This window comes from Parabacteroides sp. merdae-related_45_40 (assembly GCF_001915675.1).
Window position 1 is genome coordinate 63,340 of record NZ_MNQY01000130.1, and the last position, 23,081, is coordinate 86,420.

The following is a 23,081-nucleotide window of genomic DNA, read 5'->3' on the forward strand; positions in this document are numbered from 1 at the left end:
TAATAATAAAAGGAAACAACATGACACCGATTGAATTAACAAAAACGGAATTTATACAGCGAGTAGGAAACTTCGAAGAAAGCCCCAAAGATTGGAAATACGTAGGCGACAAACCTTGTATCGTAGACTTTCATGCTCCCTGGTGCGGCTATTGCAAACGTCTGGAGCCGATACTCGATGAGTTTGCAAAAGAATACGACGGAAAACTCTACATCTATAAAGTCAATGTAGACAACGAAGAAGAACTGGAAGCTGCTTTCAAGATCCGGACGATCCCGACTTTGCTCCTCTGCCGCATGGACGGGAACAAAGAAATGATGCTCGGCACGATGGGTAAACCGGAACTTCGCAAAGTGATCGAAGGCATCTTATAATGTCTCTATCAAATATTAGAATACAGAAGGTATGAATCAGGAAAGCCAAGCGCTAATTCTGATTCATGCCTTCTACTTTTATACGGATCGAGCCTGGAGTCCGTTGGAAGCAGGAACAAAACAGATTCAGATCATTCGTCTTTTGCATGAACTCCTGTAATATCCGGCATTCCTCATCCGACCATGTTTCATAATGACGGGGATATTGTTTACGAACTCTCATTATCGACTCGGATACATCCGTTTTCTTGATTCCCAATTGCCGGATACGCTCTTTGAAACCGGCCAGATCTTCATCCGTACAGTTGTTTACCGGATCGGCATCAAAGAAACCCGGACAAATCTTATTCCCGACCTGTTCCTGTTTCGGTACAGAGACAGGAATAGGTTCGAAAAGAACGGATTCCGGTTCTATTGCATCTAACTCCTTCCTTAAGTTTGAAATATGCTTCGTTGCTTCTGGAGAAATCAGTTTCACGGAACATTCATGACGGGAATAACTCCCATTTCTACGTGCAGAAAGCCAGTTAAAGGAACCTTCCACCAATACCGAATCATCAATCGCAAGCGATTTATTATGAATGCCTTTCAACAGAATCAACTTAATACCGTTTTCGGTTAAAGCCTTCCGTCCGGCAACGGCCTCCTTCCTCAACGCACCGGTTTGTTTGTCACAATCTAAGCGGAAATCCGAATACACCACGACTTCCACACCCCGCTCTACCGCTTCCCGCATCAGGGGAATAAGATTATCATGTTCAATCGCCTGGATCGATATAAAAGGAGATACGATCAGCAACCTTTTTGTCGCATCTTTAAAGGCTTGCCGCAACAAACCGGTGTGTTCCTCCAATGTCGATAAACGTTCAGCCGGCTGGTAGCGGCAAAGCGGTTCCTTTTGCCGATAGATGAAATTGCCGGACACTTCGTTCGCAGGATCGTCAAACAACCATTTTGCCAAGTTACCGACAGGCGTATTTCGTTCGGGATGGAATATATTCATATTTCCGAACACCAGAAAATGATATTGCGCACGCGAAACAGCTACGTTGAGCATATTGTACTTCCCACCTTGCTCCATAAAATAAGAAGCATCACCGGGAGAATTGACCGATGAAAAAATCACGACCGGACACTGCGCTCCCTGCAAAGAGTGAACAGTGCCGATTGTCATACCGGCAAACGCTTCCGCCTCCGGCGACTGTTCCGCAAAGCTACGGATGATCTCTTCCTGCGCCTTAAATGGGGTGACTACAGCCACTATTTTACGGATCGGCTCCTTGTAAGCGCTTTCCAACTTATCTTTTTCCGTTTCCAGCCAAGAGACGATTGCTGCCGCTTCCGCTCTGTTCAAGACACTGCCCGTCGCCCCTTTTTCACTGACTCCGTTTACATGGACATACCCTTTAGGCGGCAAGTCTTTATACTTCACCTTGTTTCCTTTCTTCGGCAGCAAACGGCCGTGATACACATAGTCGTTACAATAAGCAATGATAGGATCGAGACAACGCCTGTGTTCGGTCAAGAAAGCGCCTCTTTCACCGGCGACTTCGAAACTGCAACTCTTCCGCGCCATCTTCATGATGCTTCCGGACGAAGACAAGAAACCGTTTTCATGCAGAAACGCATACCGATCATCGGACTCGGAGGATACTAAGCCAAAACGTTTCAGATTGATACCGGAATATTCGTCCGAGATGGACCATATCGGTTCGATCTGTTCCACGTCTCCCACTAAAATAGCTTGCTTGGCAAGGCTGAAAGACGGAATTGCCAGTTCGGGAGATACCTGCCCCGATTCATCCACAATCAGCAAATCGATCGCATCATAGAGCGGCGCATCCCACTCCCCATTGTCCGCACAAACCATGTATTTCGGCAAAGAATGGAAAGTCGAAATAAAAACAGGCATCACACAGGCCAAACGCTTCAACCGTTCGGTGTAATCCTCTCGGCCACGTGTCTCCCCCTCTTTATCGCATCCGGCCAAGCGGCGGATGAACTCGGCTTCCCGGTCATGGATGGCATACCAGAACAAAAGATAGCGGTAACTGATATCCAGCCGCACCGCCATATCTTCCGTATAAGGAAGGGCATTATATTCCGGATTGGCAACCAACTTGTCATAGCGAGCCTTAAAATCTTCCGTCTGCTCCCAGCCGCATATCACATCATCATAGCTTGGAAGTTTTTGAAATTTACGGAACAATTTACTCAGAAAACCTTTATCCGCCATCTCTTTTCCATATTGTTTGAGACTGGCAACATTCAAGCAGGTTCCAATCTCATCCCGCATCTTCCTCATTTGCCTGCGAAGGAAACGCTGGCATGCAACTTCATCCCGGCAAGATGTCTGAAAGAAACGATTGAAATGCTCCAGATAGAACCCGCGATATTCTTCCAACCGGGCAGGATCGTCATAATCATTCGGAAAGCCTTCACCTTTCGTATTGAGCATCATTTTGTACTGATCCTTTTGTTCGTCTTTGCCGGACAGATACAATCCCAACGTATCCAAACCTGGCAGCCAACGGAGAGTCAACAGGTTTGCAGGCTTATCGCCAGAAGGCTGTTCGATCTTGAAATCTTTCAGGATATTGGTAATCGCCTGGTTATTGGCGGAACTGGCTACGATGATATCCGGATCATCAGGATGCTCCAGTACGGCATGGACGATCCGGTTGGCAATCACCGTCTGTAAAAAGGTCGTCTTGCCTGTTCCCGGAGGTCCGTTAACGGCAAAGATATCGGAACTGTCCGGGTCCGTATACATGGCAAGCGTCTCACGCTGGGAGACGGACAGTGGAAACTCGCCGCTCATCTGTGCCCAATGGTCTTTATTGCAATAAACTTGCTGTCTATCCGGCACAGGCAGCAATGTTTCCAGTTTTTTACGGATCAGAAGTTCCAGTAACGGATGGGAAGATTTACTTTCCAATAGCTTGTCATACAAGTTGATGATCTTTTGTGCCATTCCTCGTCCGGGAGCTTTCACGACAATGATTTCAGGCTTGTCGGCATAATTCATTTCCCGGAAAGTCAAGCCGGTCGCATCTTGGAACAGTTTTTCGCAGGCACTCCAATATATCTTCCAGTCCGTCTCTTCGGTATCGAACTCGCTCAAGAGCCGGTCCACATTCGAAAGGGATGCAATAGTTCTGTCATTGCGCGCATTCGGAGACAAAAACTTACGGACAAAAACCGGAATACGTTCAGACTTGTTGTCGCAGACCTGGAAAGTGCCGTCCGGCAACAATGTCGCGGAAATCAGGAAGGGGTACTCCGGAGTATTCTGTCCGGAAGCCCACCCGTTTTCGTACTCAGGAAGAAAGACACAAGGAGCAATCTGTATTTTACGTTTCTCGTCATCCGTCTTTTGCTTCCCTTTCGGGAAAAGCAAGGGAATGTCTTTACGAAGTATAAATTCCGGAACCTTGTCACCTATCCGCAATGTAACCCGCGCTTCTTTCTTTAGCGACCTGCTCCTTCGTTCGGCATCCAGCAGGCAGTTTTTCCAGTATTTCAGTAGTTTTTTGTCCATTCGATCAGTAAGCCGTTTGTTGTCTCTTTCTATTTCTTTTCCCGGACGGTTATATGAAAACAACCTTGCTTGCGTTCGTGTTTGACATAGCAACGCTCTTCCCGTTTCAAATCGCGCAAAACCATTGCCAATACCATTTTCAACCGGTCTTTGTCGATATTCAGAGTATCGCTCTCGTCTACTTTGGTATAACGGGCCCAGGAGACATCAAAAGTCGTTCCGTAGCGGTGGGCCGAGTTTTGGGAGGAATTGGTATTTCTCTTTTTCAGGTTCTTGACATCATCGACCGTACGGGTGACACTGGTCACTTTGATTTTGTAGACCGAAGCATTCAGATTGCGTAAGGAATCCTGGAAATTATGTCCGATATCTTCCAGCAACTGTGCGGCAGAGGGGATCAGATAGGGGATGGAATGCGTCAGCTTTTCCACTTCATAATATTCGTTGGTTTCGATCTCTTCCATCTCCTTTTTTACTTTCTCCGCTTCTTCACGGTTCGATGCAGGTTGAATGCCGATACGTTTTGCTTCGGCCAGATGTACATCGTTCAGATCTTTGAAATCGCGGTTATAGCTTCCGTTATACCAGATACGTTTCAACTCTCCGCGTTCTTCCTTTTTTCCACAAGACGAACATATCACTGCCACCGAACAAGCAGCCACTATCAACCCGATACTACATATTATCTTTTTCATCATTTTTCTTTTAGCGGAAACAAAAGTAACCAAGATTCACTGATTTCAAAATATTTATGACTATTTTTGTGAATTCTGAATATAAACCAAAATAGTTAATTGTATGGACGCATTGGAATTAAAACTGTCACTTATCGAACAACTGAAAACGATCGACGATGTAAAACTGTTGACACAGATCAAAAATTTGATCAGCATAGCAACAGAAAAGAAAGAAACGCGCTATCCGGCACAGATGACGCTGGACGAATTAAAGGAAGTGTTGAAGAAATCGAGAGAAGAATCCAAAAAAGGATTAGGTATGACAACGGAAGAATTACGTAAACGATACCCACTATGCGAATAATAATAAAGTGGTTACCTCAAGCCATTACCTTACTTGACAACATCTACAGATTCTACAGTGAAAAAAGCCAGACCGCAGCTATCCGTTTATACAACAGACTATTGGATTCTGCAGAACCTTTACGCGTTTTTCCGCAAGCGGGCCCTATCGAACCGTTACTGAAAGGATATGATTGCGAATTTCGCTCCCTTGTCATCGAAAAACATTACAAGCTGATTTACACGGTTACCGACGAACTAATCGAAATCCATGCCGTTTGGGATTGCCGCCAGGAAGGATGGCACCTGCAAGAAATGTTCAAATAATCTTCGTGAAGAGACAACAAAATGCCCCACAATTTATCTTTACATGAAGAATATTACTAATTTTGTCTGCCTGAACGAGAGTGGTAGAAAACTCGCGACAAAGGCAAAACTAAAACAAATTGAATGATTGAACGAATTTATATTCTTGAGAGCGTAGACCCGGTTATATTCTACGGAGTAAACAATGTCAACATGCAGTTGATCAAGACATTGTTCCCCAAGCTACGCATTGTGGCAAGGGGAAATGTGATGAAAGTGATAGGAGACGAAGACGAATCGGAGCTCTTTCTCAAGAAAATTCGCGAGGTAGAAAAATATTGTGAGGAATTCAACTCGCTGAGCGAAGATGTCATACTGGACATCATCAAAGGCAAAGCCCCGGTAATCACCAAACAAGAGAACCTGATCATTCACGGAATGAACGGCAAACCGATCGTCGCCCGCACGGAAAACCAGCAACGCCTAGTCAAAGCATTCGAAGAAAACGACCTCGTCTTTGCCACGGGCCCTGCCGGAACAGGTAAGACATTCGTCGCCATAGCCCTCGCCGTTAAAGCACTTAAAAACAAAGAAATCCGCAAGATCATCCTAAGCCGTCCGGCAGTAGAGGCCGGTGAGAAATTAGGATTCCTCCCCGGCGAGATGAAGGACAAACTCGACCCGTACCTTCAACCTCTGTATGACGCCCTGCAAGACATGGTTCCCGGGGCCAAACTGAAGGAATACATGGAGAACAACGTGATCCAGATTGCCCCACTCGCTTTCATGCGCGGGCGGACGTTGAACGATGCGGTCATCATCCTCGACGAAGCGCAGAACACGACGACCCACCAGATCAAGATGTTTCTCACCCGCCTCGGAATGAATGCAAAAATGATCATTACCGGAGACGTGACACAGATCGACCTGCCGCCGACAGCAACCTCCGGTCTCGTACAGGCCATGCAAATCCTGAAAGGCGTAAAGGGAATCGGCAAAGTCGAATTCGAGAAAAAGGACATTGTCCGCCACAAACTCGTCCAACGTATCGTCGAAGCCTACGACAAATTCGACAGCAAGCATAGCAAAGGCGGTTCGAGAACCGTTTCCAAAGAACAACAAGAAGAAATAAAGAACAATATTAATAACAGTCAGGACGCCCGATAAGCGCCCCATAAAAACAAAGATATGAAGAAGGCATTAACAAAAACAGACTTCAATTTCCCAGGACAGAAGAGTGTCTATCATGGTAAAGTACGCGATGTGTACAACATCAACGACGATGTATTGGTGATGGTTGCAACAGACCGTATCTCGGCATTCGACGTAGTCCTGCCGGAAGGTATCCCTTACAAAGGACAGATGTTGAACCAGATCGCAGCCAAATTCCTGGATGCAACTACCGACATCTGCCCGAACTGGAAACTGGCTACTCCCGATCCGATGGTGACCGTAGGCGTGATGTGCCAGGGATTTCCTGTTGAAATGATCGTACGCGGCTACCTCTGCGGAAGTGCATGGCGTGCTTATAAGAGCGGCGTGCGTGAAATCTGCGGTGTAAAACTGCCGGAAGGCATGCGTGAAAACGAACGTTTCCCCGAACCGATCGTTACCCCGACGACAAAAGCCGAGATCGGCGAACACGACGCCGACATCTCCAAGGAAGAAATCCTGGCTAAAGGTCTGGCCACTCCCGAAGAATACGAACTGTTGGAAAAATACACGCTCGCCCTCTTCAAACGCGGTACGGAAATTGCTGCCGAACGCGGCTTGATCCTTGTCGACACAAAGTACGAATTCGGTAAACACAACGGCAAGATCTACCTGATGGACGAAATCCATACACCGGACTCTTCCCGCTATTTCTACAGCGAAGGCTACGAAGAACGTTTTGCCAAAGGCGAACCGCAGAAGCAACTCTCCAAAGAGTTTGTCCGCGAATGGCTGATGGAAAACGATTTCCAAGGCAAGGCTGGCCAGAAAGTTCCCGAAATGACTCCGGCTATCGTAGACGGTATCAGCGAACGCTACATCGAACTGTATGAACACATCACAGGCGAGAAGTTCGAAAAAGGCGATACGGACAATCTCCTTTCCCGTATCGAAAAGAACGTAACCGAATATCTCAACAAATAAGATAAACGGATATGGCGAAGTACGGTTCAGAACAGATTCTACCCTACAACAACGAGGAGCACAAAACGACACAAGTCAGGCGCATGTTTGACTCCATCGCCGGTACATACGATCAGCTGAACCATACGCTCTCGCTGGGTATCGACAAAATATGGCGCAGGAAAGGAATCGCTTTCCTGCGTCCTTTTTCTCCCGCCTCGATCCTCGATATCGCCACAGGTACGGGGGATCTGGCCATCTCCATGCACCGCCGCCTGAAAGCCGACCGCATCATCGGGGCCGACATCTCGGAGGGCATGATGGAAGTCGGACGGCAGAAAGTCGCTGAAGCGGGATTGTCGGACCACATCACGTTCGAATACCAGGACTGCACGGCACTGACCTATCCGGACAACTCGTTCGACGCCGTCACCGCCGCATTCGGAGTACGGAATTTCGAAAACATAGAACAAGGTATCACCGAGATGTACCGGGTTCTGAAGCCGGGGGGCCATCTGATGATCCTGGAACTGTCCTCACCGGTACATTTCCCGATGAAGCAACTCTACAACATCTATTCGAAAGTCGTGATCCCTACCGTCGGGCGCCTGCTATCAAAAGAGCATACAGCCTACAGTTACCTGCCGGCCTCCATCAAAGTCGTTCCACAAGGGAAGGTCATGACCGACCTGCTCAGCCGGGTAGGTTTCAGCGAAGCCCGTTCGCACACTTTCACCTTCGGCATTTGTTCGCTATACACGGGCAGCAAGGGCGGTTCGCAAACCACCACAACAGTATAAATCATCTTAAATTTACAGGTCATGCAAAAATATGGTTTAATAGGATATCCCCTCGGACACTCTTTTTCAAAGAACTACTTCAACCAGAAGTTCGAATCCGAGAACATTGATGCAACTTATCTGAACTTCGAGATCCCGAACATCAAAGATCTGAAGACTGTATTAAAAGATAACCCGGAATTGAACGGTCTGAATGTCACCATCCCCTACAAGGAACAAGTCATTCCCTACTTGGATGACCTGGACGAAGACGCTCGCTTGATCGGAGCCGTCAACGTCATCAAATTTACGAAAGGCCTCTTCGGCAAAAAACTGAAAGGCTACAACTCCGACATCATCGGCTTCAAGCGCTCCATCGAACCGCTCCTGAACGAAACACATCGCAAAGCCTTGATCCTGGGAACGGGTGGTGCGTCAAAAGCAGTCTTCCAAGGATTAAAACAATTGGGTGTCGGCGCCACGCTGGTTTCCCGTAAACCGAAAGAGCACTGCATCACCTATGAAGAAATCACTCCGAAGACAATGCAGCAGTACACCGTCATCATCAATACGACCCCGTTAGGCATGTACCCGAATATCAACGCATGTCCCGACATTCCTTACGACCTGCTCACCCCGGACCATCTGTTGTACGACCTTCTGTACAACCCGGATGAAACCCTCTTCATGAAGAAAGGGAAAGAAAAAGGAGCCGTCGTCAAGAACGGCCTTGAAATGCTCCTGCTACAAGCATTCGCTGCTTGGGAAATCTGGCAGAAATAAAGCATAGCTTTACGACTCCTAACCCATAGCTTTAGAAGGCATAACCCTATGGGTTAGGATATATATACCGATACTGAAAAAAACAATTCAACTCCGGGTTAATACGAAATCGGGGGTGACAAGGTAGTCCAACCGATAAACCGCCCCTTCTTCCGTACGGGTTTCATAGACGGTGAAACTCCCTTCTTCCGCATAGGGAAACGGACGGACATGCAGATGGTGAAGGAAGTCGACTTCTTCCTGCCCGATCATCTTGAAAAGCGTCTCTTTTGCACACCAATGAAGCAACAAGTGCTCCGTCTCGTGCTCTTTGTCGATACCCGCCTCTTCTTCCGGATTCATAAAGCGACTGCGTATCTTCGACACCCTTTCGGAACGGTATTCGATGTCGATACCGGCGGCAGGACGGTCCTGCAACAGAACGGCGGCATAACCTTTCGTATGGGAGATGCTGATATGCAAAGACGAGCCGGACAGGTAAGGCGCACCGTTCGGACGATAGGCTACACAGACCGGGCCGCCCGTAAGCTCCTGCAAAAGCACACGGCAGGCAAGCCATTCCCGGCGACGCTGCTCCGCACGGATCAGTTCCAACTGCGGCAGATATTCTTCCCTGTTCCGCAAAAGGGACAGAAGCACTTCGGAAGACTCCTCGATCTTCCAGATTCCCCACAACGGACCGGTATGTTTCATCAGGAGAGGCATTATTTCTTCCACTCAAAAGATTGGATCAGTTCTACGATATCCTGTTTCAGGTATCGGGTGACGGGAGCCAGCGAATCTGCATTCGGGATACAATCATAATACAAAGCTCCCCGGAAAAAGTGCGAGACACTGTCGGTCAACATAAATTGCAACGGTGAAGCGGATTCGCCATCCAGCATGAAAAGCGAACCATAAACCGAAGCCTCCGGATTGCTGTACGCCTGCATCTTGATCCGTTCCGGATATTTCGATTGCCGGACAACCAACGCGCGACACTCCTCCTCCGCCCTGCCCAGCGTAGCCGGAGTGATAGGGAAATAGCTGCAATAGAGCTTCACGTTCAACTGCGGATAAGAGAGATTGATCCACCCTGCCGGATTCCCGACCGGAGGCAACTCCACCTCTGCCCATCTGGAAAGCCGGAAAGTATAAGGTAAATCCCTTACCGGAAGTGCCTGGTAGGAAGGGGCAGGCGGTTCGATACGGAAATAGCCGCGCGGCTTCGGTGTATATTCCGTACAGGAAACACACAAGGCCAACAGCCCCCCACACACTATGCCGGTCGACATACGCATTACTCCTCTTGCCGCTCCTTTCCTTGGTCCGAAATGCGGTTGAACTTGACTTTCAGGATACGGCGGTTATCGATCTCCAGAACCTGGAAACGATAGTCGTCATATTCGATGATCTCGCGACGGCGAGGGAAGTCTCCTTTGATCTCCAACAGAAGGCCGGCAAGGGTTTCGACCTCTTCCGTCAGTTTGCCGAATTCGGTAGGATCGGCATCGATCACACGGAAAAAGTCGGTCAGCAATATCTTGGCTTCAAAAATAAGACTGCCGTCCGCCAGGCGGATGAACTGCTTTTCATCTTCGTCGTATTCATCGGAAATCTCTCCGACAATCTCTTCCAGGATATCCTCCATCGTCACGATACCGGAAGTACCGCCAAACTCGTCCACCACGATCGCCATATGGATCTTGCTGGTACGGAATTCCTCCAGGAGATCGTCGATCTTCTTCGTCTCAGGCACGAAATAGGCCGGACGGATCAAACTCTGCCAACGGAACGTGTCAGGCTTCTCCACATACGGCAAAAGGTCTTTGATATACAGGATTCCCTTGATGTTATCCTCCGAATCGGCATAAACCGGAATACGGGAATAACCGGATCGGATGATGAAATCGACCACGGTGCGGAAACTCGTCTTGATGTCGATATCCTCCATATCCAGGCGGGGCGTCATGATCTCGTCGGCAGTCTTGTTGTAGAACTTGATGATCTCCGAAAGCATCTCTTTCTCTTCCGGCATTTCGGTGGAAGTGAGTTCCAATGCTTTGGAAAGCTCGTCGACCGAAAGATCGTACTTCTTCTTGACTAACGCCTTGTTGATGACGCTGGTCGACGTGACCAATATGTTCGAAAGCGGCCGGCAGACACGCTCCACGACATTCAGTACAGGGGCCGAACTGCGCACGAACCGCAGCGAGTTTTTCTGTGCGTAAATCTTCGGCATGATCTCGCCGAACAACAAAAGGAGAAAGGTCAGGACGATCGTCTCCAGAATAAAGCCCAACATCGGGGCGGATGAGAAATTGACGATCGCGTTGATACCGTAGGTACAAAGCATGACGACAGCCACATTCACAAAGTTGTTGGCTATCAGGATAGCGGCGAGCAGGTACTCGGAACGGTCCAGCAAACGCTGGATTAATGGGTCTGAAGGTGCATTCTCTTCCCGGATGTCGTTGATATCACCCGGGGTTAACGAGAAAAATGCCACTTCGGAAGCCGACACGAAGCCGGAAACCAACAGCAGAAGAATTGCAAGGCTTAACGCTATTACAGGGCCTGCTGTGAGCGCCTGTATAGTAACCTGGTCGAATAAGCCCGATAAATAATAGTCTGAGTCCAAGGGGAACAGTATTAGTTAAACAATATCAGAACGGAAGGTCGTCCGCACTGTTGGAATCTAAAGATGTGTCCGGTTGTCCGGATGCGGGTTGCTGGTAGCCCGTCGCCTGCTGGTATCCGGTGGACGGCTGGGAGGTCTGAGGCTGTGCCGCCGTCATTCCTGTACCGGAAGCATTGTCGCGATTTCCCGTACCGGAACCTGTGCTGTAAAATTCGACACGGTCGGCATGGATTTCCGTCACATACCGCTTCACGCCGGACTGGTCGTCGTAACTACGCGTACGGATCTTGCCTTCCACATAGAGTCCGGAACCTTTCTTCACCCATTTTTCAACGAAGGAAACCAAATCACGGCGAACGACCACATTGTGCCATTCCGTACGTTCCGGAACAACCGTACCATTGGCCAACGTATAACCTCTCTCGGAAGTTGCAAGCGGGAAGTTGGCAACAGCAGCGCCACTATCGAAGTAACGTACTTCAGGATCGCGTCCGACGTTACCGATCAATATAACTTTATTCAATGACATAGCTCTATTCTTTTATTAGTCTACAAAGAAACACAAATTCAGTCATTCTGACAAGTTTCCTTCTAATTTCTCCAAATAAATATGTATCAGGCGAGGAACCGCATATTTCTCCACATCGTCCGTCGCCACAGGAAGGTAAGACTTCAGGGCATCGCCCTCCCGCTCTATCTCTATCCGGTAGAAAGCCGTATACAATATCTGATGGGACAGGACATGTTTCACCCCCTGCAAATCAGCCGAAACATTCAGCCGGCCCGCTCCTGCAAACAGCCGACGAAAAGCATCCGTCGTCTGCAACTCTGCAAAATCCATCGCCTTGTCCGTTTCGATAAGCGGAAACTCGTAGAGTCCTTCCCAAATGTCTTTCCCTTTCCGGCGGGACAGCCAGGTTTTTCCTTTATATATAATGTATAAATAATGAAAATACCGGTCACGCGTCCTGGTCTTTTTCTGTTTCACCGGATAGGTCTGCACATCGCCCGCCCCATAAGCAGCGCAGTGCCCTTTCAACGGACAAGCTTCGCAATCCGGATTTTGCGGCACGCATTGCAAGGCGCCCAATTCCATTATAGCCTGGTTGTGTTGCCCGGCATACCGCGGGTCCATCACCAAGCCGGCCAGTTCCGTAAAGGCTTTTTTCCCTTTGGGCGTATCGATCGGAGTATCTACCGCAAACAGGCGCGAAAGCACTCGGAAGACATTCCCGTCCACGACTGGATACGGCTGGTTCCATACAAAGGAAACGATGGCCGCCGCCGTATATTCTCCTATCCCTTTCAAAGAGATCACATCCTCATAGCGTTCAGGAAATATCCCACCGAAACGTTCCATAATATCTTTTGCCGCAGCATGCAGGTTACGGGCGCGACTATAATAACCAAGCCCCTGCCAATATTTCAACACCTCGTCTTCCTCCGCCGAAGCCAGCGAAGCCACATCCGGGAACCGTTCGGTAAAACGGAGAAAATAGTCCATCCCTTGCGCCACCCGTGTTTGTTGAAGGATTATCTCGGATATCCAGATGATATAAGGGTCGGAAGACTCCCTCCAGGGCAGCTCCCTTTTATGTATCCGATACCAGTCACGCAACAAACGGCTGGTTTCTAATTCGTTTTCTATCTGCGACATACGGTTCTTTTTTGCCTCTTCAAAACTTGCAACTAATTGATTACTGCAAACATACACAGTTCTAACGAATTGTAAGGAAACTTTTTTCTTAAAATTTGGCTGACAATTCTTTTTCCACTTAAATAAAAAGCTATATATTTGCATTCCAAAAAATTAATAGGTCCAAATCAATTATTTAATTAATTTATAGACATGACTAAAGCAGATATTGTTAGCGAAATTTCAAAAAGCACTGGCATTGACAAACAGACAGTGTTGAACAGCGTAGAATCTTTTATGGATATCGTAAAAAGTTCATTGTCTCAGGGCGAAAACGTATACCTGAGAGGTTTTGGAAGTTTCGTGATTAAAAAGAGAGCCCAGAAGACTGCTCGTAATATTTCAAAAAATACTACGATCATCATCCCGGAACATAACATTCCGTCATTCAAGCCGGCTAAGACTTTCTTGAACGAAGTAAAGTAATTTAGTTATTATAGTTTAATTTAAAATTTTAAAACAATGCCTAGCGGAAAGAAAAGAAAAAGACATAAGATGTCTACGCACAAGCGCAAAAAGAGACTAAAGAAGAATAGACATAAGAAGAAATAAGTCTATTTGAGTAACTCTGAAGAACAAACTTAATAAGAGACCTTTTAAGTTTGTTCTTTGCGTATTTAATAAGGTCTCACATTTTAAACACCTCTTTTTATAGTGATTAGTGAATTAGTAGTTGATGTACAACCCAAAGAGGTATCTATAGCCGTACTGGAGGATAAGAACCTTGTCGAGCTCCAAAAGGAAGCCCGTAACGTCTCTTTTGCCGTCGGCGATATATATCTGGGCAAGGTTAAGAAACTGATGCCGGGTTTGAACGCTGCTTTCATTGATGTAGGTTATAAAAAGGATGCATTTCTTCACTATCTGGACTTAGGTCCTAATTTCAACACCCAGCAGAAATTCCTCAAACAAGCATTAGGAGAACAAAAAGGAGATAAAAAAATCCCCACTATCTCTAAAATGCAGTTGCTTCCCGAAATCGAAAAAGACGGAAGCATCAGCAACGTGCTCAAAGTCGGACAGGAAGTGCTGGTGCAGATCGCCAAAGAGCCGATTTCAACAAAAGGTCCCAGGCTGACTTCCGAGCTTTCTTTTGCCGGAAGATACATCGTGCTGATACCGTTTGCCGATAAAGTATCGGTTTCCACAAAAATCAAATCGAGCGAAGAGCGTGCCCGTCTACGCCAACTCATCCAAAGTATCAAGCCGAAGAACTTCAGCGTAATCGTACGCACATCTTCGGAAGGGAAGCGCGTTGCCGAACTCGATCATGAATTGAAGACATTACTGAAACGTTGGGAAGAGAACATTCCTAAGATCACCAAAGTAAAAGCTCCTGCACTCATCTATGAAGAGACGGCAAGAGCAGTGGCTTTGTTGCGCGACATTTTCAACCCCTCTTTTCAGAACATTTATGTGAACGATGCGGACATCTATCACAACATCCGCGATTATGTCAGCCTGATTGCTCCCGGACGGGAAGAGATCGTGCAACGGTATACCGGCGAACTCCCCATCTTCGACAACTTTGCAATCACCAAACAGATCAAGTCTCTATTCGGACGCACCGTCACGTACAAAAGTGGAGCCTATTTGATTATCGAACACACGGAAGCCATGCACGTTATCGACGTAAACAGCGGGAACCGCTCCAAAGGCAGCGATGCCCAGGAAAAAACGGCTATCGACGTGAACACGGCAGCAGCAGACGAAATTGCCCGTCAATTACGCTTGCGCGATATGGGTGGTATTATCGTAGTCGACTTTATCGATATGGCCGAAGCTGCCAACCGGCAGAAACTGTTCGAACATATGACGAAAGCGATGGCTAATGACCGGGCAAAACATAATATTCTGCCACTGAGCAAATTCGGCCTGATGCAGATCACCCGCCAGCGTGTCCGTCCGGCAATGGATGTCGATACATCCGAAGCCTGTCCGACCTGTTTCGGCACAGGCACCATCAAACCCTCTATCCTGTTTACCGACAGCCTGGAAGGAAAGATCGACTGCTTGGTCAACAAACACAACGTGAAGAAATTCGCCCTGCACGTACATCCTTATGTTGCAGCATTTATCAAGAGCGGAAGATTCCCGCTCAGTTGGAAATGGAAACTGAAATACTCGATGGGTATTAAAGTGATCCCGAATCAAAGTCTGGGCTTCTTGGAGTATAAATTCATCGACTCCGACAAGAACGAACTGGACATGATGGAAGAGAAAGAAATCAAATAACATAAAAGTCCCCGGATCTCATAAAAGTTCGGGGACTTTTTTTAATGAAAGAAAATATCAATGAGACGTTTTTATATTTGGCTATGGCTGCTCATGCTGGTCTGCGGTAGCTGCACGAAAGAGAAACAAGAGTTGAGTGTATTGCACTTGAACATCTGGATGGAAGGAACAGTCGTCAAAAACGGCTTCGAGGCCGTTGCGGATGAAGTGGCCCGGATAGATCCGGATATCGTGATGTTCAGCGAAGCCAGCAACAAGGAAGGCGCGTTGTTCGTTCCCCGCATGCTGGACGCTTTGCGCGAAAGAGGGAAAATCTATTATGGACAAGGCAGTTCGCTGGATGTCGCACTGCTGTCCAAATACCCCATACTGGAACAAACGGAAAACATTCCGCATAAAGACCGGGTATTAAGGACCCGTTTGGATGTGAACGGCAAGCAGGTAGTAGCCTATACAGGGCATTTGGATTATACGCATTACGCCTGTTACCTGCCACGCGGATACAGCGGTGTGACATGGAAAAAACTGGAAACTCCGGTAACGGACAAGGCTGAAATCGAAAAAGCCAATAACGAATCTTTGCGTGACGAATCCATTCGGCTCGTGATAGAAGACGCCACAAAGTCAGATGCCGATTTCGTAATCTTGGGCGGTGACTTCAACGAACCTTCCCACTTGGATTGGACGGAAGAGACGAAAGGGCTTTGGGATCACAACGGGGCGGTAGTCGATTGGGTCTGCTCCAAATTATTATACGAAGCCGGCTTCCGCGACGCCTATCGCGTCAAATATCCGAATCCGATCACCCATCCCGGCTTTACCTTCCCTTCGGACAATCCGGCGATGCCAGTCGAACGGTTGACCTGGGCGCCGGAAGCGGATGAACGCGACCGCATCGATTTTATCTATTATATACCGGCAACCGGTTGGGAAGTGGAAGACGCCGTCATCGTCGGTCCCAAATCTTCCATTATCCGCAGCCAACGTGTCGAAGAGGACAGCCAAGATACTTTCTCAACTCCGGCAGACATTTGGCCGACGGACCACAAAGGAGTGTTGATCAAGTTCAGCTTTTAAGAGGCGGAACAGAAACAAACTCTCTGCCATAAAAAGGCGGTATGTCAAAATGTACTTATCCCCCGCATCAAGCACAGGAACAAGACAGTCTTTGACATACCGCCTTCTTTTTCCGGCTCAAAACCGATATCATTTCTTCGCTTTCGCCATATCCAGCGCCGAGGTCGTCGTGTAATACTTAGCCAGCATATTAGGTACTTCCCAATCCGGCAGTTTGCCTTCCTTCAGATAGTCAAGGAAATGTTCCGTCACTTGACCGAAATGAGCTTCATGGCCTACACGGTATTTTGCGGGGATTTCGACTTGCCATACGCCATCGCCCACCTTATTCAATGCCACACCAGGATATTCGGCTGAAACCTTTTCCATAGAAGCGGTCAGGTCCTTTTCGTAAGCGGCCAGATCCACACCTTTCACTGCTTCGACAAACAGTTCAGGCTGATAGTTCTGTTCCTTGCCCTGGCGGATGACCAGGTCGGCCTTGCTACCCTTCATGACGGAGAAGTGGGTATCACCGCCACCTTTGGGGAAGGTATAATTCCAGATCACCGAAACCTTGGCTGTCACACCTTTGATCTTATAAACGATATCACCGTTGCAATAGACTTTCAATGTATCGTTTTCGACATCTTTCTTCAAGAAATCGGGATAAGCATCCGTCCCTGTCACCTGTTTGAACTCTTCCGGGCTGATAGAGGTAGTCCAGCGGTTAGCATCTATCAGTTCGATATCTTTCTTATAGTCGATGATCTGATCCGGGAAGGCTTCCCACTGCACCAGGTCGACCAGGTGAGTCGTCACATCCACAATACCTTCGCCCTGCTGGTTTACATCCAGATACCATACCGGACGCGTCAACGGCTTGTTGTCGACCAGCTTAAACAGATGGTGCACACTCTCTTTCACGATAGCCGGTTCTTCGGGAGAACCCTTCAACTGCTCGCCATAAACAGCCGGGATAGTAGAAAGCTCGCGCTGCAACATCGTAGTGATCTCATTCCGTTCGGTCATGATGTCATACAGCATGATGTTTTTCTGTTTAGCGATAGCAAAACATTCTTCCAGCAATTTAAAGCTCTGGCTGTTGATCGCCATCGGCTTGTCGGAAAGCACATTGATGCCGGCCTCAAGCGTCTTCTTGATATATTCGGTCTTCTTGCCGTTGTTTCCTGCCTGGATCATCACGTTCCCCTTCTTCTCGGCCAACATTTTTTCCAGGTAATCATCTCCCGTATAAACGATTTCATTCCAAGCCGTCGGATTCTCCGCACGTGTGTTGAATCCCTGTATACGTTTCAAGTGCTCGTCCACGTCGAAACCGGTGGGTGCGTACACATAAACATCTTTAGAAACTTGCGGATAAGACACTTTCTGCACTAATGCGGCATGGAAATGTCCGGGATCGAGCGTGACCAACTTCACTTCTCCCGGTGCGCCGGTAAAGCCTTCGGCCGCCTTCTCCTGCTTTGTGTTGCAAGAAGCTCCGACCAACAAGGCCGCCATAGAAAATACAAGATAGTTTTTCATACTATTATAATTAAATTATTGATAAGCATTTACATTAGACTGTTTGCGACCACAAAGATAATATAAAAACAAAATCATCTCTATGACTTCGCTATAAAACAAGAAGATTTTATTCGACAATCACAGCTACCGGATTACTTTCGTCCACATGACTGCCAAGCTCCTCCACCGAAATTTCTCCTGGCTGCCCGAATGTTTGCCCTATATCTTATCATCAAGCTTTTCCCCCTTTTCCCTCTCCCGTATGTACAGCTCCACCGCCTCATGTGCCAGGCGGCGGAACTCTTCTTCGCCGGCGAGATCGTAAAGGAGAGCGACGAGGCGGGCGTAATAGCTCAGACGGAGGTCGCCCCTTTTTTAATCGCACCGTAGCTGCGGCTGCCGGCAGAGAGTTCGCTTTTGTAAAGACGTACGGTTATCCGGAAACGTCTCATCTGCTTTTCGACGAAAAGCCCCAACAGAGGGAACATAAATGTCGTTTTCATGTTATAAATATTTAATTATTAATATAAATATTAATATTCATTCATAATGAGCCCGGCATGGCGGGGACAACATGAATGGATAAATGCGTAAACTTGTCAAAAGTTTCAGAGGATGCTTCGGACGCTTCGCCCCCCGAACGGCACATCTGAACATTGAACAAATTTAATAAAACATTTTACATGGAAAACACATTCCGCCCCTCGCGCTTCCTCTCGCTCCGCGCAACCACCCCCTCTCCCTGCACATGGGAAGAAATCATGCAAGAACTGACCGGCGAGCGCCATACCGCCGCCACCGCCCTGTTCCGCGCGCTTGCAGCCGGCGAAGGACAAGACGCCGAAACGTCGAAACGGCAGCAAAGCCAGATCAAGCAGAACCAACCCGCCTTCGTCCCTTCCGTCCACTTGGAGGGAGGACGTTCCTCGAAGCACATCAAAGGCTATCCGGGCTCCATCATGGTGGACATCGACGGCATCCCCGAAGAGATCTTCGACGAGACCCTCGAACGGGTAAGGGCCGACCCGCACTCGTTCCTTGCCTACAAGACCTTGTCCGGACGCGGCATACGTGTCATCGCATGGATGGAAGGCGAAGTGACAGAAGAGAACTTCCCCGCAGCCTGGCAGACGGTAAACGCCTACTACGCCCGGCTCACCGGCATCGCCATCGACCGACAGTGCAAGAACGCCACGCGCATGTCCGTGATCTGCCACGACCCCGACGCGCTCTACCGTCCCGACGCCGAACGGATGAAGTTCGCCTCCCTGCCCAGCGCCAAGGCCGGACAAAAACAGGACATCGCCGCAGGAAAGAAACACAGAGGGCGGAAGACATCAGCCGCACGCGCCGAAAACACCGTACGCCGGCTTGTGGAAGAAGAGGGCGTGCATTACGCAGCCGGCAGCCACAACGACTACATCAGCCGGTGCCTCTACCTGATGAACCGTTTCGGCGTGCCGGAGGCCGAAGCCGAGGCGTGGGCCGTCGAACTGTTCGCCGACTATGACACGGCCTCCGTCCGCTCCACAGCCAAGAGTTGCTACGCCCTGACTGCCGAGCACGCCACAATGAAGCTCTCCGATGTCTCCCCCCGTAACGGGAACGGGCGGCAGCGCAAGGCCACCGTCGAAGAGATGGAGCGCTTCATCGGCGGCTCCATGCAACTGCGGATGAACCAACTGACACACCAGCTCGAACACCGCCCCGTCACCGAAGGCATCCCCGCACCCGACGGCTGGGCTCCCATGACCGACACGGTCGAGAACTCCCTTTGGTGCTCTATGCGCCGCGACGGGTTGGAGGCCGACCTCTTCCACCTGCGCACGCTCCTGCTCTCCGACTTCGCGCCCCGCTACCACCCGTTGGAGGAGTTTCTCGAAAAGGCGGGACCGTGGGATGGCGTGACGGACCATATCGGCAACCTGGCTGCAATGGTGCACCCCGCCGACAGCGACACCGATCGTTTCGACCTCTGTTTCCGCCGCTGGTTCGTCGGGATGGTCGCCGCCGCGCTCGACCCGAAGGTGGTGAACCACGTCATCCTCGTCCTGATCGGGCGGCAGGGATGCTTCAAGACATCATTCTTCCAGAACCTCCTGCCACCCGTCCTCAGACGCTACTATGCCTCCAAGACTAACTCGCAACGGCTCACGAAGGACGACCTCTTCACCATGACGGAGAACTTGCTCGTCAATTTCGAGGAGATCGACTCCATGCAGCGCAGTGAACTGAACCAGCTCAAGGCCATGACCACCACGCTCTACGTCAACGAACGTCCCGCTTACGGGCGCAACAAAGTACACCTGCCCCACGTAGCCTCGTTCTGCGCGACGGGCAACAACCTCCAGTTCCTCACCGACGACACCGGCAACCGCCGCTGGCTGCCGTTCGAGGTCACGGCGATCGACAACCCCTGGACCGCCCATATTGACTACGAAGGGCTGTACGCACAGGCGAAACACCTACTCGACAACGATTTCCGCTACTGGTACAGGGACCACGAGATCGAGGAGCTGAACCTCGCGAACCGCCGTTTCGAAACGCCCAACCCCGCACGCGAACTGATCCTGATGTACTACCGCCACCCCGTCGATTACGAAAAGGGGACTTACGTCACCGCCAGCCAGATCGTCACCCGCTTCGGCGGCAGTATCCGGCTGAACGCGGTGCAGGTCGGCATAGCACTGAAAGAACTGGGGTATACCTGCACACGGACAAGACATGGCAATATCTGGCTGGTTGTCGAACGCACGACAGACGAGATGAAAAGCATCCTCCCTGAAGCGGACGACACAGATTTTCCTCCTTCCTCGGGTGATAGGTGATAGGTTAAATGCCCTTTTTGTAAAACTTTTCCGAGTTTGAATTAAAAAACGTCACCTTAAAGGCGGCGTTTTTTAATTCATTTTTCCTAAACTTTTACAGAAACGGGGTTCAACCTATCACCTATCACCATAAAAGACTGATAATCAAGGATGGCATTTTTTCGACACCCTCTTTTTATTTATTTCATGCAATAAAGTTTTATCTGTTACTTTTCTCTTGAAAGAAAAGTAACCAAAAGTTCAAGGCTTAACCGGCTGGGCTACTCCGGGCAAAGACTACGCTGTCGCCTGCGAAACTCGCTTGCGCTCAGACAGCGCAGGCTCCGGACGCTCCGTCTTTGCCCTTCGCTTGACGCCCATCCGCTTAGGCCTTTCCAAGAAAGCTCCGCTTTCTCTCGGGATGGCCGACACCGCCTCTTATATAAGCATAGCTACCAGTATCTGCATCCCCCCAAGCCTCCTCCGCCTCTCTTTTGCCGTCTGCTGAAGCAGGCGGCATCGGCCATCCCCAAAGAGCCGTCAGGCTCTACTTCCGGCCTAAGCTGGTGAGCGTCAAGCGCAGAGACCGCAGTGAGCGCCCGGAGCGTCTGCTGTCTGAGCGAAGCGAGTTTCAGACGCGACAGCGAACGAAGAGAACGGAGTAGCGAAGCAGGTTCGGCCTTGATCCTTTGGTTACTTTCGGATCAAGCCGAAAGTAACAGAAAAGCTATGCTTTAGCCCCCCTAACCCATAGCCTTAGCCCCCCTAAAGCTATGAGTTACGGTTCGCCGAGCGCCCCGACGATCTCCCGCACCTGGGCAGGGGTGTAGGAACGCGAACCGGGCAGCTTGCCAAGCTCGGCAAGACGGACGGCGAGGCCGGGATAATGGTCGATCCACCCGACCAGCTTCCGGTAGGCGGCCTTGGGGGTCAGGCAGGGGTTGTAGAGTTGTGCCAGCTCCGTACGACCGTAGCTGCGGATGCGGAAATCAGTCTGTTTTTCCATGTCTTCCTTATTTGATTTATTTCTACGAATATACGAAAAAAACAATGAGTTTCAAGCTGTTTCAGGTGATAAAAAATATAGTTTTTCTATAATAGAACACCATATAAGCCGGAATAAATTAGTCTTAAAAAATATAACACGCAACTTTTCACCTCTCATTTTACCCTACAATGCGCACCTTCCACACCCCGTTTTCCCCCTATAACACGCATCTTTCCGGCAGAACTCCCCACAACTCCCCCTTACGCGCAACGGCACAAGATGAGGGTGTTATCTTTGTTGTACCGGAAAGGGAAGAAAGGCAGGGCAGCTTCACCGGAACGGTATCGGTTTTTCATCCTAATTATCAACTTTAAAATCAAACAGACATGATTCGTTACAAGAAGTATCAGAACCAGACCAAGTCCACCCCGCTCAGCGGCAAGTGGCTGGCAAGGGCGGTGGCAGACGAGACGCTCGACACGCGCGCTTTGGCCGAACACATGGCCAAGCACAACACGCCGTATTCGCAAGGCGCGATCCACGGGGTCCTCAAGGACATGACCTCCTGCATCAAGGAGTTGCTGCTCGACGGCAAGAACGTGAAGCTGGACGACCTCGCCATCTTCGGCGTGGGGATCCGCGGGAAACCTGCCGACACGTCGAAAGACTGGTCGGTCACTACCAACGTGGTCGGGCTGCGCCTCAAATGCCGCGCCACCGGAACCCTCGCCATCAACCAGCTGAAACTCGAAGCGCAGCTCAAGGAGCTTTCACCTTACGACATCGAAGGTGGCAATACCGGCGGTGGCGGCGAGGAGGAACGGCCGGGAGAACTTTAAGCAATCGACAAGAGAAGCCAAGAGAGACACAAACAAAGTCATGTGTCAAAAACTTCTCATAAATCATAATTCATAAATCTCATAATCCACAATTTCATGGAAGAAAAGAACGAAAAGAAATCCGTCTGGGGGATCATCCTCAAAGTAATCATCGTCGTGGCTACGGCCATCGGTAGTGCCTTCGGCGTTACGGCCTGCATATAAAGGACAGGGAGAGCCGCACATGAGACGCATCACGCTATTCATCATCCATTGCAGCGCCACGCGCTGTGGGCAGCCTTACTCGTTCGAGGATTGCCGCCGGGACCATATCGACGGCCGGCACTTCCGCGACATCGGCTACCATTACTACATCACACGCGACGGCCGGGTACATCCCGGCCGGCCGCTCTC

The 23,081-nt window shown here is 49.3% G+C and carries 23 protein-coding genes and 1 pseudogene; 14 read left to right on the plus strand and 10 right to left on the minus strand.

Translation table 11 applies throughout. The features are described from left to right. Positions 1-20 precede the first annotated feature (20 nt). Complete coding sequence (locus BHV83_RS18410) at positions 21-374, plus strand: thioredoxin family protein (protein WP_005636230.1); 354 nt, start codon at positions 21-23, stop codon at positions 372-374. 52 nt (positions 375-426) lie between these two features. Here BHV83_RS18410 and BHV83_RS18415 read toward each other — a convergent pair whose 3' ends face one another. Both BHV83_RS18415 and BHV83_RS18420 read right to left on the minus strand, forming a co-directional pair. Then, positions 427-3,915 carry an AAA domain-containing protein gene (locus BHV83_RS18415; protein ID WP_122205809.1) on the minus strand — a complete coding sequence of 1,163 codons (3,489 nt, stop codon included), beginning with the start codon at positions 3,913-3,915 and terminating at the stop codon, positions 427-429. Positions 3,916-3,944: 29 nt separating this feature from the next. Beyond that, positions 3,945-4,613: a DUF5715 family protein gene (locus BHV83_RS18420; RefSeq protein ID WP_005646439.1), complete on the minus strand. Its 669-nt coding sequence runs from the start codon at positions 4,611-4,613 to the stop codon at positions 3,945-3,947. Positions 4,614-4,713: 100 nt separating this feature from the next. Between BHV83_RS18420 and BHV83_RS18425 the strand changes: the two genes are divergently transcribed. The 6 genes from BHV83_RS18425 (at position 4,714) to BHV83_RS18450 (ending at position 8,917) form a co-directional block, all read left to right on the plus strand. Then, on the plus strand, positions 4,714-4,956 hold the full coding sequence (locus tag BHV83_RS18425) for a hypothetical protein (protein WP_005636224.1): 243 nt from the start codon (positions 4,714-4,716) through the stop codon (positions 4,954-4,956). Then, a complete protein-coding gene (locus tag BHV83_RS18430) occupies positions 4,947-5,261 on the plus strand; it encodes a type II toxin-antitoxin system RelE/ParE family toxin (RefSeq protein ID WP_286757880.1) in 315 nt (104 codons plus the stop codon). Before BHV83_RS18425 ends, BHV83_RS18430 begins: the two co-directional genes overlap by 10 nt. Positions 5,262-5,384: 123 nt before the next feature. Further along, positions 5,385-6,407, plus strand: a complete 1,023-nt coding sequence (locus BHV83_RS18435) for a PhoH family protein (protein ID WP_270620868.1) — start codon at positions 5,385-5,387, stop codon at positions 6,405-6,407. A gap of 21 nt (positions 6,408-6,428) precedes the next feature. Beyond that, on the plus strand, positions 6,429-7,376 hold the full coding sequence (locus BHV83_RS18440) for a phosphoribosylaminoimidazolesuccinocarboxamide synthase (protein ID WP_286757881.1): 948 nt from the start codon (positions 6,429-6,431) through the stop codon (positions 7,374-7,376). A gap of 11 nt (positions 7,377-7,387) precedes the next feature. After that, positions 7,388-8,155, plus strand: a complete 768-nt coding sequence (gene ubiE, locus BHV83_RS18445; protein WP_046452162.1) for a bifunctional demethylmenaquinone methyltransferase/2-methoxy-6-polyprenyl-1,4-benzoquinol methylase UbiE — start codon at positions 7,388-7,390, stop codon at positions 8,153-8,155. A gap of 21 nt (positions 8,156-8,176) precedes the next feature. Then, complete coding sequence (locus tag BHV83_RS18450) at positions 8,177-8,917, plus strand: shikimate dehydrogenase family protein (protein ID WP_046452163.1); 741 nt, start codon at positions 8,177-8,179, stop codon at positions 8,915-8,917. An 87-nt stretch (positions 8,918-9,004) separates the two neighbouring features. Here the strand turns inward: BHV83_RS18450 and BHV83_RS18455 are convergent, their stop codons facing one another. The 5 genes from BHV83_RS18455 to mutY are packed head-to-tail and all read right to left on the minus strand — an operon-like array spanning position 9,005 to position 13,194. Beyond that, entirely contained in the window at positions 9,005-9,622 is a 618-nt protein-coding gene (locus BHV83_RS18455) for a 4'-phosphopantetheinyl transferase family protein (protein ID WP_286757884.1), read from the minus strand. Next, complete coding sequence (gldD, locus tag BHV83_RS18460; protein ID WP_005636212.1) at positions 9,622-10,197, minus strand: gliding motility lipoprotein GldD; 576 nt, start codon at positions 10,195-10,197, stop codon at positions 9,622-9,624. Before gldD ends, BHV83_RS18455 begins: the two co-directional genes overlap by 1 nt. After that, positions 10,197-11,537 carry a gliding motility-associated protein GldE gene (gene gldE, locus BHV83_RS18465; RefSeq protein WP_022322718.1) on the minus strand — a complete coding sequence of 447 codons (1,341 nt, stop codon included), beginning with the start codon at positions 11,535-11,537 and terminating at the stop codon, positions 10,197-10,199. Before gldE ends, gldD begins: the two co-directional genes overlap by 1 nt. A gap of 25 nt (positions 11,538-11,562) precedes the next feature. Beyond that, on the minus strand, positions 11,563-12,066 hold the full coding sequence (gene ssb, locus BHV83_RS18470) for a single-stranded DNA-binding protein (RefSeq protein WP_122115856.1): 504 nt from the start codon (positions 12,064-12,066) through the stop codon (positions 11,563-11,565). A 42-nt stretch (positions 12,067-12,108) separates the two neighbouring features. After that, positions 12,109-13,194: an A/G-specific adenine glycosylase gene (gene mutY, locus BHV83_RS18475; RefSeq protein WP_182387881.1), complete on the minus strand. Its 1,086-nt coding sequence runs from the start codon at positions 13,192-13,194 to the stop codon at positions 12,109-12,111. A 192-nt stretch (positions 13,195-13,386) separates the two neighbouring features. Between mutY and BHV83_RS18480 the strand changes: the two genes are divergently transcribed. The 3 genes from BHV83_RS18480 to BHV83_RS18490 all read left to right on the plus strand — a co-directional run bounded on the left by BHV83_RS18480 (position 13,387) and on the right by BHV83_RS18490 (position 16,545). Then, the gene (locus tag BHV83_RS18480; protein WP_005636204.1) at positions 13,387-13,659 is read left to right on the plus strand and encodes an HU family DNA-binding protein; all 273 of its coding nucleotides are present in this window, start codon (positions 13,387-13,389) and stop codon (positions 13,657-13,659) included. Between the two features lie 228 nt (positions 13,660-13,887). Next, positions 13,888-15,468 carry an Rne/Rng family ribonuclease gene (locus tag BHV83_RS18485; protein WP_005646425.1) on the plus strand — a complete coding sequence of 527 codons (1,581 nt, stop codon included), beginning with the start codon at positions 13,888-13,890 and terminating at the stop codon, positions 15,466-15,468. 60 nt (positions 15,469-15,528) lie between these two features. After that, positions 15,529-16,545, plus strand: coding sequence for an endonuclease/exonuclease/phosphatase family protein (locus tag BHV83_RS18490; RefSeq protein WP_122205794.1), 1,017 nt, complete (start codon positions 15,529-15,531; stop codon positions 16,543-16,545). A gap of 129 nt (positions 16,546-16,674) precedes the next feature. On the opposite strand, the gene BHV83_RS18495 is transcribed toward BHV83_RS18490, so the two are convergent. Next, the gene (locus tag BHV83_RS18495) at positions 16,675-18,072 is read right to left on the minus strand and encodes a putative oxidoreductase C-terminal domain-containing protein (RefSeq protein WP_286757882.1); all 1,398 of its coding nucleotides are present in this window, start codon (positions 18,070-18,072) and stop codon (positions 16,675-16,677) included. 335 nt (positions 18,073-18,407) lie between these two features. After that, positions 18,408-18,557 carry a hypothetical protein gene (locus BHV83_RS18500; RefSeq protein ID WP_005651012.1) on the minus strand — a complete coding sequence of 50 codons (150 nt, stop codon included), beginning with the start codon at positions 18,555-18,557 and terminating at the stop codon, positions 18,408-18,410. Positions 18,558-18,737: 180 nt separating this feature from the next. Here BHV83_RS18500 and BHV83_RS18505 point away from each other — a divergent pair, with 180 nt between their 5' ends. Next, positions 18,738-20,882 (plus strand): VapE domain-containing protein, encoded by a 2,145-nt coding sequence (locus BHV83_RS18505; RefSeq protein WP_286757883.1) that lies wholly within the window; start codon positions 18,738-18,740, stop codon positions 20,880-20,882. A 757-nt stretch (positions 20,883-21,639) separates the two neighbouring features. On the opposite strand, the gene BHV83_RS18510 is transcribed toward BHV83_RS18505, so the two are convergent. Further along, positions 21,640-21,867 (minus strand): DUF4248 domain-containing protein, encoded by a 228-nt coding sequence (locus BHV83_RS18510; RefSeq protein WP_005651009.1) that lies wholly within the window; start codon positions 21,865-21,867, stop codon positions 21,640-21,642. A gap of 368 nt (positions 21,868-22,235) precedes the next feature. On the opposite strand from BHV83_RS18510, the gene BHV83_RS18515 reads away from it, so the two are divergent. From BHV83_RS18515 to BHV83_RS18525, 3 genes and pseudogenes are all read left to right on the plus strand, one after another. Next, positions 22,236-22,688 (plus strand): HU family DNA-binding protein, encoded by a 453-nt coding sequence (locus BHV83_RS18515; protein ID WP_005636169.1) that lies wholly within the window; start codon positions 22,236-22,238, stop codon positions 22,686-22,688. A 96-nt stretch (positions 22,689-22,784) separates the two neighbouring features. Continuing rightward, positions 22,785-22,892, plus strand: coding sequence for a smalltalk protein (locus BHV83_RS18520; RefSeq protein ID WP_005636167.1), 108 nt, complete (start codon positions 22,785-22,787; stop codon positions 22,890-22,892). 19 nt (positions 22,893-22,911) lie between these two features. Then, positions 22,912-23,081 (plus strand): annotated as a pseudogene (locus BHV83_RS18525) (N-acetylmuramoyl-L-alanine amidase); the annotation flags it as partial.